The following is a 14847-nucleotide window of genomic DNA, read 5'->3' on the forward strand; positions in this document are numbered from 1 at the left end:
TCATAAAGGCTGTTCATGGGGTTGCCCCGATTGAGCAACCTTGGTGGGCTGTTGCATTAACCCGCGTGGCAAGCGGAAACCTTTGAACGGTTGCTGGGTAATGGGGTTGAAGGCCTTTTCAGCATTCAACCGATAGCGCATTACACCGTCGCCCGTCCTGAAGCTCAGGTCCACGCTGGTCGCCGTCCGCCCATTGAGCGAGCCGCGGCTGAGCAAGCGGAACATCGACCATGGGCCACGGTATTCGAGGCTGCTGCTATTGCCGTTCTGCCTGAGTAACGTCAGGTTGCTGCGTACCTGCTGCCCCATGGTATTGGGCCAGACGATACCGGTGATCCGGGTAGGCCCATGGGTGTAGGAGATCAACTGGCCATCCAGGTCCAGCAGGCTGGTACGCTGGTTCGCACTGAGCCCCAACGGTTCGATACTGAACTGCACGCTCAACTTGCCGCGCTGATCGAAGAAGGTTTCGCGAATCCGCTCGGCCAGCTCGAGCTGCTCGATCACATCGGGGCGAATCAACGACTGCCCGTGCTGGCCAGACTGCAACGCCTCAAGGTTGTCCTTGAGGAAGACCTTGAGATACTGATCATCAAACTGCTGCAGGCGCCCTTTGGGCCCGAAGAATGCTTCGAAGTCATCCAGTGAAGCATCAGGCGCCCTCACCACAAAGGGGTAGCGGCCTGCCAGAGTTTGCTGGAAGAAGCTGTACACCTCAGCATCCCAACGTCGCTCCAGTTCGCGCAGTGCTTCAACGTTCAGCACCTGGGCTGTCTGGTCGGCAAGCTTTCTGACCTGGTGGTTGATCGGTTCCGGTAAACCTGTGGCAACACGTTGCAGGGTGCCAATCGGGTCCTGCCCGGTCATCGAGAAGCGCTGATGCACGGCTTGCAGTGCAGCCTTGCCGCGGTCCGGGCTGTCCTGTACGGCCTTGGCATAGTCCAGCACAGCCGATACGGCACCCAGGGTTTCGTCGTAGTAGCTCGGTTTGTCTCCTGTCACCTGCAGCATGGCGCCCAGGCCTGCAAAAGCCCGCTGGATGGCCTGTGTTTGCTGTTTTTCGGGGTTGCCCGTTACGGGTCGCAACGAACCCACCTCGCCCGGTGCCTCGACAACTGCCGGTGACGCGAGCGACGTGTTATCCCTGACCGTATGCAGCAGCCGCTGCAACGGTGCTGCCGGGCCAGTCAACTGTTCCAGAACGGTGACACCATGGTCCAGATCACGGAAGTCCGCCACGGTGAAGGCGTTCAAGGCGCGACGCCAGCTGTCGACGTAATCGGCGCTGTAAAGGTTGTGCAGCCGTTCAGTCAGCGCCTCTCGATCAACGCTCGAATAATCGAGCTGGGCACGCTCCCCGAGCGCCCACTGATCGACGATCGCCATTTCAGCGAACCGCTGGCTGCGCGGTTCAAAGTACTCCCTGAAGCCTTTGGCTGTGAGCATGGGGGGCAGCTGCACAGCCTCCTCCCCTTGCCTGGCCCCGGAAGAAGGCTGATACACGACATCGAATGCAGGGCCTACCTGGTGACGCAGGTTCAGGCCGGTGTGCAATTGCTCGTGAGCCTGTTGCTTCAGCCCCTCATAAACCCGCTGTGGCAAAGGCAATTTACGCAATGCCTGCTGCACGTTGCTGACATGCTCACGGTACTGCGGCAAATCGGTGTCAGCGTAGGCCAGGGCGTATTTCAAATGGTTCATGAGGTCTCGCTGCAACTGCCCCTGGCCAGGGAATGCCTTTTGCCATTGGCGCGCCATCCAGTCTTCCACCCATTCGGGCCGGCGACTGTGGCGGTCCTCGATCATCCGGTAAACCCTGAGCGCCGCCATTTGTTGCTCGCTGCCCGGCGGTGCTGCGTTCATGGCATCGATCACGCCGCTGGCCAAGGCCGGCAAAAAACGCCTGGACAACAAGCTGAGGTACGCTTCGTCAACCGTGGGGCCAATGTTGCGCCCTTGATAAAGGCCAAGATCGGCAACCCCTGGCCATGCCACGCGATAGTCGCCAAACACCGCCACCGCATCGCGGATCTGGTCCAGTGGCGCCAACAGGTTGCGCCCGGTCGGGTCTAGGCGCTGATCGACCTGGCGATGGCTGTACTCCTGGCTTTTGGCGAGCACGCTGGCGGCCTTGGCGCCATTGATATCGAAATAGCGTTGCCAACTCGCCAGGGCGATGCTGAACGCAAGGATGCCCACGCCCGAGCCGACCCACAGCAGTTGACGCTTGCTGCGCGCCACCCGAACGTTGTCGCCTGCCAGGCCGGCCTCCTGATAGATGACCCGCCTGAAGGCTTGCTGAATGAAGTAGGCCAATGCCTTGCCTTGTGCCTTGCCTTCACGCAGCGGAAGTTTCGTCTTGTAGGGCTGTGCGGCTTCACGGACAAAGGCATTGCGCATGTCGCCTTGCTGCATCACAGACGACCAATACACACCGCGTACCAGGGCAGGCGTGGAGTAACGGTCACTCACCAGGGTTTCACGCAGAAATGCCAGCAGTATGGGGCGCAACCCGGTCAGCGCCCCATACAGCGAAAACAGGCGCCCACACGGTGGCGCCTTCACCAGTACATCCAGTTGATCGATGAGCTGCTCCTGCAACGTGACGAGAAACCGACCGTAGTGCTCGTCATACTCATCCAGCCAGGCGTCGAACGCGTCAACCGCATCCAGTTTGAAGGTGAACCCCAACAGGTTTTCGCGCCTGGCGGCCGAAAGCTTGCTGTAGAACTGATCGAAGCCGTCCAGCAAATCGAATTTGCTCAGTACCACATAGAGCGGCAAGCGCGAGCCCAGGTGGCTGCTCACTTCGTACAGGCGGGTGCGCAACCGGTGGGCCAGCGCAACGCGCTGCTCAGGCGTGCCATGCAGCAGTGCCGGCAAGTCGACGACCAGCACCACGCCGTTAAGCGCTCGCTGGCTGCGATTTCGCAGTAGCCAGCCCAACAGGTGGTCCCACAACCTGGCCTGGGCCCCCGGCACAAAGGAGGGCGCTGACTCGGCAGGGACGTCGGCTGCCAAGCCCGCCGCTGGCTGCTGACGGATGAACGCACCGGGTGGGTCGATGAGCACAGCCTCGTCGCTGACCCACCAGCCCACCGGGTAGGCCAGCGCTTCAGTCTGTCGCCCTTGTGCCTGGACCTGATCGATACGCGTCAGGGTAAAACGCTGATCGGTGCAGTCGATGAAGCTGGTTTTACCGGCCTGTTCATCACCCATCACCAGGTACCAGGGCAGCCGGTACAAGGCACGTGGCCCACCGGCATTGTCAAGGTACCGATCAAGCCCCTGGCTCAGCGCCTTCTCTTGCGCCTGCACCAACGGCAGCGCGCGATCCTGTTCGGCAGCCCGTGCCTGCCGGCGCTCCGCTTGCAATCGGCGAAAGCGTGTACGCAGCACCACCAGCCAGCCTATTAGCGGCACGAGCATGAGTACCAGGCTTGCCACGCTGCGGTGCGCCACACTGGCCAGTGGCTGTTGCTCGCGCCACGTCCATTGTGGGCCGAGCCACCAGATGGCGACCAGCAGCAGCGTGGCCGCCAGCCCAAGTAACAGCGGCAGCGCCAGGCCAATGCGCGTTACATACGGCAAGCCCCAACCTTTGAATTGCTTCCATATATGATTCATCGAGGCTCCTGGTCCTTGTGTTGATCAGCCAGCGTTGGAGGGGCTGCGTACTGCTGAAGCCGCTGGAATACCTCTGGCTCCCACGCACTGGCGGTGGTTTGCTGCATCGTTCGGGCAACGCCGGCGCACAAGTCCTGGGCCAGCCAGGACACGCCCCGTGCGGCCAGCAAGTCGGCTGCGATCATGGTGGTATGGCAGCGGTCTCGAGGGGTACCCAGGTCCGCTTGCAGCGCTTGCAGCCTTAGCAGCACGGGCTCTACGCCGCCGTTGTCCAGCTGGCCGGCCAGTTCCTCGTGCAGGCCACCAAACGCGTAGGGAGCGGCCGCTTGGCCAGAAGGCCCTTGCGCGCCCTTGAGCCACGCCAGGCATTGGTCATCGACAAATACCAATCCGTCGCTGAAGCACAGCTGCTGAAGTGCCGGCATGCGCTGTACAAACCGGGCGGTCGCGCAACGGATGGCCTCAGCCACATCGCTCATCGCCAGCCGCGTGGCGACGGTTGCAGCCAGAAAGCTGCCACGAATCCAGTAAGGGCACGCCGCCACGCTCTTTTCGATGCGCTGAAGCAAGGCGGGGTCTATCGCTGTGCTGGCAATGGCCTCTTCATAGACCCGCGTGATATCCAGTGGCACCGCCATCAATTCCGTACGGGTGCCTTGCCTGGCCGGAGGCGCCGCCTGAATGTGTGCCCACAAACCGAAACGCCGTAACTGGTAGCCCGTTGGATCGTAAGGATCCTGCTGGTTGATGAGTTCGGCCATGGCCAGTATGGCCCGTCGTGTCTCACGTTCACTGCCCATCGACACACGCGGCATGGGCGCGGCGATGACATCGGCCAGCGGCGCAGGCTTCACGCTTGCAGCCGGCGCCTTGGGCACGTCAGCCTCGCCGGCACCGCTGACACGTTCAATGTGTTGGCACAACAGGCGCTCCAGCCCATCGAGAACAGCAGCCTCCAGCTGTGCCGCGTGCTGTTGTTGCAGGTGTTTCAACGCCGCCTGCGCTGCCGCTGCATGGGCAGGGGTATAAGTGAAACGGTCGAGACGCGGCAGCGCCTCGGTCAAGCGGTTGATCACCAGCCCGACCAGCTTGCGCTTGGTCAGGAAGCCTTTCGGCCCTGGCTTGGGGTGGGCGGGTTCCCAATAGCACGCGATCATGCCGGCCAGCAAAGCCAAGGTATCTCCCCAACGCTCCCAGCAGCGGCTGCGTAACCAGGCGGCACTCAAGTGCGCGACGATTCGCAGGTGCTTGCATTGTTGGCTCAGGTACTGACAGGACGCCTCTTCGATGTAAACCCAGTCGATCATCGCCTCCTGCAGCCCGCCCAGTTTGACCATCTCCTGGTCGATCGCCTGGTAGGTTTCGTCCTCGACATCGAACAGGCCAGCCGGTACTGCCGGATCGATCGGCGCCAGCAGTCGCGTGAGCTTGCCCTCTGACACCTGCGCTACCACCGGCATGCGCTTCGCGCCTGGCTGATCAACGGGGTCAGCCCTTGTGCATCGAAGATCAACCCGTCGAGCTCGCTGTGCTCACTCACAACTTCGATGCGATGGGCGCCAATCAGCGCCCTGATCTGCTCGATCGCTGGCAAGCCTCGGCCGGCATCGATTACCTGCCCGTTCTCCATCACCTGCCAGAGCGTTTCACGGGTAGACCAGCCCTGCCCTGTCAGCCGTACCTTGACCCAGCTTGCCTCGATCGGGCGCTTGGCAATCAGTTGCAGCCGGGAGATGGCCTGGATGCAACTGATTGCCAGGTAAGCAGGTTCGTTACCCGATGCGATGGCAGGCGCTGATATCACGAGCGCTGAAACGCCGGCACCGTCACCGGTTCGGCTACCGATGTGAAACGTCAGGTCATCTGGCGCCCGCGCCGCTTCATTTGCCATCACGCGCAACACGCTCGGGGCCTGCTGCTCTGGTGCAGACCACTGCCGTTCTGTCGTGTATGCCGGCGTGTTCGCAGCCTGGTCGAAACAGGCCAGTCGCTCGACGTTCGACACAATCCGTGAACAGTCCCGCGTGGGGCCTGCCAGTACCGGCTGCAAACAAAACAGCAACGAGAGACCGGCGCCATATACAGAACGGTTAATCATCCTGATTCACTCTCCAAAAACAGTATAAACGCCTATATGACCGCGCCCACTTTCCTACAAACACATATCGACTCACGCGCCAAGAAATAGCCAACCAAAACAAAACCGGATGGAGACTAATACACAGCGACGACTGCACACAAACAAATATTTACTTACATCTTCATGCTCGACCAAAGAGCACTTCACCCTGCATGGTTTTTATAGGAGCAAGGCAACTCACCCCACCAGATAAACATATGTAAGAAACTTCCTACAAGAGAAACAGCACATTAAACAAACCCCACAATTAAACATCCTACAAACCAACAGGGAGTTACGTACCGATGTCTAGAAATACGGGTTCTGTCGCGCCTAAAGAACGCGTCAATATCAAATACGTCCCCGCTACGAGCGATGAGCAGGCTGAGGTGGAGCTGCCCCACAAAATGCTGGTACTGGGCGACTTCGGCCTGGATGAAGACCGCGCGCTCGAGGACCGCCAGGTGATGCGTGTCGACAAACACACGTTCAACAGCGTGTTGAACGACGCCAACGTGAGCCTGGCGGTATCTGTGCCTTCCGTGCTCAGTGCAGCCCCGGATGCCGAGCTGGCGGTCCATCTGCAGTTCAGGTCCATCAACGATTTCGGGCCGGACCGTATCGCGCGGCAGGTACCCGAGCTGAACAAGCTGCTGGAACTGCGCGAAGCGCTGGTCGCCCTGAAGGGCCCGCTTGGCAACGTCCCGGCCTTCCGCAAGCAACTGCAACACCTGCTGAACAACGAGCAAGCCCGTAAACAGCTCGCACAAGAACTGGACCTGTTACCTGAAGCGCCAGAAAAAGACTGAGACAACGGAGCGTCCCCATGCCTAAGCCAAACACCACCACCGTCACCACAGACGCAACCCTCGATACATTGGGCAATGGCAACTTGCTCGACCAGATCATGGCAGAAACCAAACTGGTACCTACACAGGAGGGCTATCAGGTTGCCAGGCAGGGCGTATCTGCCTTCATCGCCGAAATCCTCAAAAGCAATGACCCGGATCAACTGATCAACAAGCACCGGGTCGACCAGATGATTGCAGAGGTTGACCGGGTTCTAGGCAAACAGATGGATGCCATTTTGCATCAACCCGAGTTTCAGCGGCTTGAATCCTCATGGCGTAGCCTGAAACTTCTGGTCGACCGCACGGACTTCAGAGAGAACATCAAACTCGAAATTTTGCACATCAGCAAAGAGGACTTGCTCGACGACTTCGAAAATGCCGCAGACATTACCTGCAGCGGCCTCTACAAACATGTTTACACCGCCGGGTACGGCCAGTTCGGGGGAGAGCCGGTTGCGGCCATGGTAGGTAACTACAACTTTGGCCCCGCCTCCGCGGACATCAAACTGTTGAGTTACATGGCCTCCGTAGGTGCCATGTCCCACGCGCCCTTCCTGGCCGCACCTTCCCCCGAATTCTTCAACTTGAGCAGCTTTGAAGAGTTGCCCAACCTCAAGGAAATAAAAGACCTCTTCGCCGGCCCACGTCATGCCAAGTGGCGCGCTTTTCGCGAAAGCGAAGACGCCCGTCATGTCGCACTGACCGGGCCACGCTTCATGCTGCGCTCCGCCTACCATCCGCAAGAAAAGCCAATCGAGAGCTTCAACTACAACGAAGACATCGCCGGGCGGCATGACCACTACCTGTGGGGCAATTCCGCCTTCCTGCTGGCCAGTTGCATCAACGACAGCTTCGCCCGCTACCGCTGGTGCCCGAACATCATCGGCCCGCAATCGGGCGGTGCGGTCGAAGATTTGCCAGTCCACCTGTACGAGTCACTGGGGCAATTGCAGGCCAAGATTCCTACCGAGGTGCTGATTTCCGATCGCAAGGAGTTCGAGCTCGCCGAAGAGGGCTTCATCGCCCTGACCATGCGTAAAGACAGCGACAATGCGGCGTTCTTCTCAGCCAACTCGGTGCAAAAACCCAAGAACTTCCCGAAAACCCCCGAGGGATTGGAGGCACAGACCAACTACAAGCTGGGGACCCAGCTGCCCTACCTGTTCATCGTCAACCGCCTGGCCCACTACATCAAAGTGCTGCAACGCGAACAGATCGGCAGCTGGAAGGAACGCCGAGACCTTGAGTCCGACCTGAACAAGTGGATCAAGCAGTATGTCGCCGACCAGGAAAACCCGTCTGCCGATGTCCGCAGCCGCCGGCCACTACGTGCCGCCCACATTGAAGTCTCGGATGTTGCCGGTGACCCAGGCTGGTACCAGGTTTCGATCGCCGTGCGTCCGCACTTCAAGTACATGGGCGCGAACTTCGAGATCTCTCTGGTCGGGCGGCTCGATACGCAATGAATGGATTTTTTGAACGCTTGACGGTGGATCAGAGTACCCGTCCGGAAGCCACTCGACAGGAAAGCGCTGCGCACACGTTCGCCACCATCAAGCGCCACCTCGAAACGCTGCTCAACGCCCGCCAGGGGTGCTCTCAGAGCAGTCCTGAGCTGGGCTTGCGTGATTTCAACGGGCATGACGTGAACCGCGGCGACTTGCTCGTACAAGTGAGCGCGGATATTCGCCGCACCCTCCAGCGCTTCGAACCACGTATCCAGATACGCACGCTCAAGGCAGTGCCCGATAGCCATGCCCCGCTGGAGCTGCATTTCAGGCTCGATTGCCAGGTGCAGGTCAACAACCACGCAGAGCAGCTGCAACTCGAGCTGCTGGTCAACGGGCTCAACCGCTACACCCGAGTGAGGTGACCGATGTCACTGAAAGACCGCTTCAGCGAAGAGCTGCGTTACCTGCACGAACTGGGGAACGACTTCGCCAAGGACAACCCACAACTTGCAAGGCTGCTTGGCACAGGTGCCAGTGACCCCGATGTCGAACGCCTGATGGAAGCCTTTGCATTCCTGACCGCCAAACTGCGGCTCAAACTGGAAGACGACCTGCCGGAGCTGACTCACCCCATGCTGCAGTTGCTGTGGCCCAATTACCTGCGGCCCCTGCCCAGCGCGACGATCATCCAGTTCACCCCGGTCAAGCAGTCTCTCAGTCAGTCACAGCACATTCCGAAGGGGTCGAGGTTGTGCTCGGCACCCGTGGACGGCGTAGCCTGCGAGTTCCGCACGTGCACTGCGGTGAACATTCATCCGTTCAGGATCGACACGGTGAGTGCAACCCAGACACTCGATAACGCTGTGATCCGCATCGGCCTACAGGTACTGGTCGACCGGCCACTGAACAGCCTGGGCTGCTCCAGCCTCGACTTTTACCTCAGCGGTGATATTCGCACCGCCCGCACGTTGTACCTGTGGGTTTCCCAATACCTCAAGCACATCAACGTGATCGTCAAGGGTGAAGTTCGTCGGCTGCCAGCCGGCAGCATCTCCTTCCCGGGATTTAGCCCCGACGATGCCTTGCTGCCCTACCCGCAGAACGTCTTTGATGGCTACCGGATCCTGCAGGAGTACTTTGTCTTCCCCCAGCGCTTTCACTTTTTCAGCGTCACCGGGCTGGATAGAGCCTGGCCGGCGCATGACAGCCTGGCGGTAAGCCTCGAGTTTCACTTCACGCGCCAGTTACCCGACACACTGCGTGTCAGCAACGCAGATTTCAGTTTGCTCTGCGCACCTGCAGTCAACTTGTTTCAGCACAGTGCCGAGCCCATCGACTTGTCCAGCGAGGACGCCTTGGTCCCACTGAAACCCAAGGGAGCACAGCCACACGGTTACGAAATCTTCAGTGTCGACCAGGTCATCAGCACGCGAACGACGACCGACGGGAGTGTCGGTGAGCACCTGCGAACGTTCCGTCCCTTCGAATCGTTCGCCCATGAAATCGAGCACGTTCAAGGACGCACTGCGCTGTATTACCGCTACCAGTTGGAGGCGTGCCTGCGCGGCGATGGTGTCACGCACCGCATCGCCTTCGTTCGTGCCGATGCCAACAGCTATATCGGCGAGCTGGAAACCGCGTCCATCGACCTGACGTGCACCAATCGAGACCTGCCGCTGGCGTTGGGCATCGGTGACATCAACGCGCGTACCGAGTTTACGCCGCCACTGGCCACCTACACCAACATCTGCAAGCCCACCCGCCCTTGTCGCCCGGTGCTGGACGGCCAGTTGCAATGGGCATTGATTTCCAACATGTCGCTCAACTACCTGTCCCTGCTCTCGGTCGAGCCGCTCAAAGCGGTGATCCGCGCCTACGACTTCGTCGCCCTGCACGACATCCAGCAGGCGCGTACCACCCAGAAGCGCCTGGACGGCATGCGCGACATTCATACACAGCCCATGGACTGGCTAATCAAGGGGCAACCCATTCGCGGCCTGCACACCCGGCTGAAGCTGGACCAGGCCGCCTTCCTCTGCGAAGGCGACCTGTACCTGTTCAGTTGCGTACTTGCCCACTTCTTCGCCTTGTACGCCAGCATCAACTCCTTCCATCAGCTGGAAGTGATCAACATCACCAACAACGAGCACTACACATGGCCAATACAGACCGGCAAACAACCGCTGATCTAGCCGACAGACTGCTCACCGAGGCGCACCAGTACAACTTCTTCCAGTTGCTGGAGCGGCTGCATGGGCTGCATGGCGACGATCTGGAACCCCGTTGGCCTGACGAGGCTACCCGGTTGCGCGTGCGCCTGGCCTGTGACCCACGGCTGACCTTCCCCGTATCGGACGTTTACAAAGCCCAACGCATGCCCGACGAAGAGGCGCGCTATCGGGTCGTTGCCACGTTCCTCGGGTTACACGGTACCGATTCACCATTGCCCACCTATTACCTGGAGCAGGTGGCCTATGAACATGCGCAAGGCATCGGTGTACGGCCGGCGTTCTTCGACTTTTTCAACCACTACCTGCTCAGCCTGTTGCACCGCAGCTGGCGCAAATACCGGTATTACATCCGCTTCCAGCCGGGTGCCCGTGACGGGTTCTCGCAGTACGTTTTTGCCCTGCTGGGGCTTAACGACAAGCAACTGCGAGGAGATACGGCACTGCCCTGGAGCCGCCTGCTCAGTTTTGCCGGGGTCATCGCCAGCCGCAGCCGTGCACCAGGCATCGTGGCCGGCATCATTGCGCACTGCTTCGACCTCAAGCATGTGCAGATCCGCGAATTCGAAACCCGCTCGGTACCCACTGCGGCCGGGCAACGCGTAAGCCTGGGGCGCGCCAACGGCCAGCTGGGCAGCACGTTCATGATCGGCAGCCGTACACGCACACGCAGCAGCAAGTTCACCATCGTGATCAGCGAACTCGACCAGGCGCAGCTGCGGGACCTGCTACCCAGCGGCATCAACTTCGGCCGTTTGCGCGCACTGATCGACGTTCTGCTGCGTGACGGCCTTGCCTACGACCTGGAACTGCGCCTGAAGCAGAACGCGTTGTCACCCTTCTGCTTGCACCGCAGCCAGGGCGCCTACCTGGGCTGGACCAGCTTCATCGACGACCGGCATGGCCAGATCAGTCCCGTTGTACGGTTCAGGGGGCGCTCATGAACACATTGACCGTGAGCATCATCAACCTGGACCAACTGCGACATGGCGTTATCGCCAGGCACCGATTCGATTGCAAGGGCGGAACCATTGGCAGCGGAAAGACAAGCTGGCAGCTCGACGACCCTAATCAGAGCGTTGCGCCCATCCACTGCGAGATCCGCTGGATAGAAGGCAGCTTCTGTGTGATCGATCACTGCCAGCGCACCTATCTGAATGGCAGCGCCACCAGCCTGGGTGCACACCCACCCAGACGCCTGCTTGAGGGCGACCAGCTTCGGGTGGGTGCTTATCGGCTACAGGTTCAGTACGCCCACGACCCCGCCGCCACGCGTTCGCTGGAGGACATGTTCTATCCGGATCAGGGGGTACTCGACCGCCTGATCGCCGAAGAAACAGCAGCCTCTTGGCCGATCGAACCCTCTGCTACCCAACCGGCTACCGAGATCTGCTCGGCCTTCGAGCCCCCCATGGGCAACGATCCCTTGGCAGCGCTGGATGCAGCCACTGAGTCAGAGGCGTCTCCGTCGAACCCGCTGCTGCGGCTGATTGCCGGAGATCGCCCATGACCCGCCAACCGTTGCTGGTCGCGGCCCTGCTGGTTGCAATGCTCGGGGGTGCCGGCTGCACCTCGTTAAGCAGGATGAGCCAAGTGGCCATGGACCACACGTTGCCCATCGGGCCGCCGAAGGATCATCCGACCGAAGTTGCGTTCAGCATCAACGCGAGCCCTACCCTCAATGCTAATCCGAACAGCCTTGAGGTAGCGGCCGAAGAACAGCACAGCACCCTGGAGCCGAGCCCCTACGCCGTAACCCTGAGTGCGGGCGACCCTTATGCACTGACGGAAAAGCTCGTGACCCTGCTGGAATACCTGCACGAGCAGTTTCCAGCCCTGTCCCCCGTCGAGGTGGATGAGGAAGGCAACGATGACCCGGCTCGCTCTCCTCTGGAAGAGAGCACCCCCGGCAGCTACGACGACCCGACCGTGACGTTGACCTTGCCGCACACCACAACTGTGGCCTCGGAACCCGTCGCCACGCCGATTGCCATCAAGATCCTGCAGCTGCGCGACGACTCGCTACTGCGCAACACCGTGTACCAGTTGCTGGACCAGGACCCGGCCAAAGCCCTGCGCAGTACCTACATCCGTGATGACGATTACCTGCTGCGCCCTGGCCAGTTCAAGTACATCCCGTTCGAACCCATCCATGCCGAAACCCGTTTCGTGGCGGTGATTGCCGACTACCGAGGCCTTGAGGACGCCAGCTGGCGGCAAGTGCTGCGCATTCCGCCACGTGGCCGCCAGATCATGCTGTCGGTATTGGTCAACGACACGCACATCGTGCTCAAGGAAGAAGACTGATGGCACGTCTACTTCCCTTTGCCCTTCCCGCTTACTCACGCTGACACGGAGTGCCCATGAGTTCACGCAATCCCGTTCTTTGGCCCGAAGGCCTGTTCGTAAAACCACAGCATTTCCAGCAAGCAGCCCGTGCGGGTGAAGCCGCCCTCCACCAGCGCCTTGCCAGCCTGAACGCAGCCTTCTACGGCTTTAGCGAGCTACAGCTGAACGACGAGTACCTGAGCCTGGGCAAGATCGCCATCACCCGGGCGCGGGGTGTCATGCCGGACGGCACGGTGTTCGACATCCCCGCCGACCTGCCGCCGCCGCCACCGCTGGAAATCGACGACGACGCGTGCAAGGACAGCGAGGTGTATCTGTGCCTGCCGCTGCGCACCGAGGGGGGCTGCGAAGTGAGCTGGCCCGACAATGCCGCCAACTTCCGCTACACCGCCCAGCCACAGGAAATCAAGGACACCCATTCTGCGGACGGTGACCTGGTACAGGTAGACCTTGCCATGCCCAACCTGCAGCTAAAACGCAAGGCTGAAGACAGCAGTGCCTACACACGCCTGGCCATGGCACGCATCCTGGAGCGGCGCCCCGACGGCAGCCTGCAACTGGACGAAACCTTCTACCCCACCAGCGTGTCGGTGCGGGCGGTGCCGGCACTGCAGCGGTTCCTTGACGAAATGACCAATACCCTGCGCGAGCGAGCGCGAGGCCTTGCCAAGCGTATTGGCGCCTCGGGCCAGTCCGGCATCGCCGACATTCGCGACTTCAACCTGCTGCAGGCCATGAACCGCTGGTGGCCGTGCTTTCAGCACCTGGCCCGGCAAGCGCAAACGCACCCCGAGCAGCTTTACCTGTGCATGAGCCAGGCCTGTGGCGAGTTTGTCACGTTCACCGACGAAAACAGGCTCCCGCAAGATTACCCCGCGTATCACCACATGGCGCTGCGTACTTCGTTCAAGCCGCTGGAAGACACCTTGCGCCGCGCCCTGAGCACCGTCCTGCAGCCGCGCGCCGTTTCACTGCCGCTGGTGAACGAAGCGTTCGGTGTGATGACGACCAGGCTGGAAGACCGCCGTCTGATCGACGAAGCCGACTTCATCCTTGCCGTGCGCGCCGACCTGCCACCGCAGGTGTTGCGCCAGATGTTCATCCAGAAAGCCAAGATCACCTCACTGGAGTCGCTGTACGACCTGGTGCCGCTGCAACTGCCGGGCATCCCCTTGTTGCCTTTGCCGGTGGCGCCGCGCGACCTGCCTTTTCACGCGGGTTTCAGTTACTTCGAGGTGAACAGGCGCGACCCGGCCTGGGCGTGCATGGCCGAGGCCAATGGCTTTGGTCTCCACATTGCGGGCGAGTTCCCCGGCCTCGAACTGCAGTTCTGGGCGATCAGGAGTCAGTGAGATGGCAGATGACACGACTACCCGCACCGATGCAACAAACGCCGAAGTCAGTCAGCTGACTACAACCCTTAAACCGTCAGCACCCGACGACCAGGCCGCGCCGGCCAATGCGCAAGCCTCTGCGCCAAAGCCTGAGCCTGTTTATGAAGGCTATCCCGCCGACCCGCAGTTTCAACTGCGGGGCGGGTTCGCCAACCTGATGCTGGATGCCGCATCACCGCTGTTTGGCTTGGTCATACGCCTGCGTACGCTGGACGAATTGCCAAATATCAAAGATGTGCACCAGCAAGTGCGCAACCAGATCGACAACATTCAGGAAGAAATGCGCCAGCACGGGTACGAGCCCGCTCAGCTGCTGGCGTATACCTACGGCCTGTGCCTGTTCATCGACGAAGCCGTCATGGAGCGGCCCTGGGGCAAAAGCAGTTGCTGGAGCCAGGAACCCTTACTGAGCATCTTCCACGACGAGACCTGGGGCGGAGAAAAGATCTTCACCGTGATCTCGCGCCTGATGCAGGAGCCCAAGCGTTATCAGGACGTGCTGGAGTTCATGTACTTCGCCCTTTGCCTTGGGCTGAGGGGCAAGTATGCGCTGGCGCCGAAAGGTGAAGAAACCGTCACTGCACTGATTCACCAACTGCACGGGATCATCCGCGAGCTGCGTGGCCCCACCCCTGAAGAAGTCTGCGACCCCTACACCAATGTGGCCCCACGCAACTTCCGCATGAACCGGCAATGGCCCTGGTGGAGCCCTTTGGTGATTTCCGCCATCGCCATGGCAGTGGCCTACGGCATCTACAGCTACCGCCTGCACCTGATTACCACCGAGGTACTGGAGTCGCTCAACGCCATCCTGCAGCAGTAGGCGAA

12 protein-coding genes are annotated in these 14847 nt (G+C 60.5%); 9 read left to right on the forward strand and 3 right to left on the reverse strand.

Features of this window, described 5'->3' with window-relative positions; translation table 11 throughout:
- From tssM to vasI, 3 genes are read right to left on the reverse strand one after another with little or no spacing between them, the layout of a single operon-like run.
- Complete coding sequence (tssM, locus tag QQ992_RS15670; protein WP_286110201.1) at window positions 1–3627, reverse strand: type VI secretion system membrane subunit TssM; 3627 nt, start codon at window positions 3625–3627, stop codon at window positions 1–3.
- Window positions 3624–5087, reverse strand: coding sequence for a type VI secretion system protein TssA (tssA, locus tag QQ992_RS15675; protein WP_286110202.1), 1464 nt, complete (start codon window positions 5085–5087; stop codon window positions 3624–3626). The genes tssM and tssA overlap by 4 nt, the downstream gene beginning before the upstream one ends.
- Window positions 5075–5725, reverse strand: coding sequence for a type VI secretion system-associated protein VasI (gene vasI, locus QQ992_RS15680; RefSeq protein ID WP_286110203.1), 651 nt, complete (start codon window positions 5723–5725; stop codon window positions 5075–5077). The genes tssA and vasI overlap by 13 nt, the downstream gene beginning before the upstream one ends.
- A 326-nt stretch (window positions 5726–6051) precedes the next feature.
- Here vasI and tssB point away from each other — a divergent pair, with 326 nt between their 5' ends.
- Genes tssB through icmH form a run of 9 tightly spaced genes read left to right on the forward strand, consistent with a single transcriptional unit; the run spans window position 6052 to window position 14842 of the window.
- The gene (gene tssB, locus QQ992_RS15685; protein ID WP_119370348.1) at window positions 6052–6555 is read left to right on the forward strand and encodes a type VI secretion system contractile sheath small subunit; all 504 of its coding nucleotides are present in this window, start codon (window positions 6052–6054) and stop codon (window positions 6553–6555) included.
- A 17-nt stretch (window positions 6556–6572) separates the two neighbouring features.
- Window positions 6573–8063 carry a type VI secretion system contractile sheath large subunit gene (gene tssC / locus QQ992_RS15690; RefSeq protein ID WP_286110204.1) on the forward strand — a complete coding sequence of 497 codons (1491 nt, stop codon included), beginning with the start codon at window positions 6573–6575 and terminating at the stop codon, window positions 8061–8063.
- Window positions 8060–8470, forward strand: a complete 411-nt coding sequence (tssE, locus tag QQ992_RS15695) for a type VI secretion system baseplate subunit TssE (protein ID WP_286110205.1) — start codon at window positions 8060–8062, stop codon at window positions 8468–8470. The genes tssC and tssE overlap by 4 nt, the downstream gene beginning before the upstream one ends.
- A 3-nt stretch (window positions 8471–8473) precedes the next feature.
- Window positions 8474–10240 (forward strand): type VI secretion system baseplate subunit TssF, encoded by a 1767-nt coding sequence (tssF, locus tag QQ992_RS15700; RefSeq protein WP_286110206.1) that lies wholly within the window; start codon window positions 8474–8476, stop codon window positions 10238–10240.
- Window positions 10204–11220 carry a type VI secretion system baseplate subunit TssG gene (tssG, locus tag QQ992_RS15705; RefSeq protein ID WP_286110207.1) on the forward strand — a complete coding sequence of 339 codons (1017 nt, stop codon included), beginning with the start codon at window positions 10204–10206 and terminating at the stop codon, window positions 11218–11220. The genes tssF and tssG overlap by 37 nt, the downstream gene beginning before the upstream one ends.
- Complete coding sequence (locus tag QQ992_RS15710; RefSeq protein ID WP_286110208.1) at window positions 11217–11786, forward strand: FHA domain-containing protein; 570 nt, start codon at window positions 11217–11219, stop codon at window positions 11784–11786. Before tssG ends, QQ992_RS15710 begins: the two co-directional genes overlap by 4 nt.
- Window positions 11783–12583 (forward strand): type VI secretion system lipoprotein TssJ, encoded by an 801-nt coding sequence (tssJ, locus tag QQ992_RS15715; protein ID WP_286110209.1) that lies wholly within the window; start codon window positions 11783–11785, stop codon window positions 12581–12583. The genes QQ992_RS15710 and tssJ overlap by 4 nt, the downstream gene beginning before the upstream one ends.
- Window positions 12584–12639: 56 nt before the next feature.
- Complete coding sequence (tssK, locus tag QQ992_RS15720) at window positions 12640–13977, forward strand: type VI secretion system baseplate subunit TssK (RefSeq protein WP_286110210.1); 1338 nt, start codon at window positions 12640–12642, stop codon at window positions 13975–13977.
- A gap of 1 nt (window position 13978) precedes the next feature.
- Complete coding sequence (icmH, locus tag QQ992_RS15725) at window positions 13979–14842, forward strand: type IVB secretion system protein IcmH/DotU (RefSeq protein WP_286110211.1); 864 nt, start codon at window positions 13979–13981, stop codon at window positions 14840–14842.
- Window positions 14843–14847 lie beyond the last annotated feature (5 nt).

Source organism: Pseudomonas kurunegalensis (assembly GCF_030291635.1).
GTDB classification, from domain to species: Bacteria; Pseudomonadota; Gammaproteobacteria; order Pseudomonadales; family Pseudomonadaceae; genus Aquipseudomonas; species Aquipseudomonas monteilii.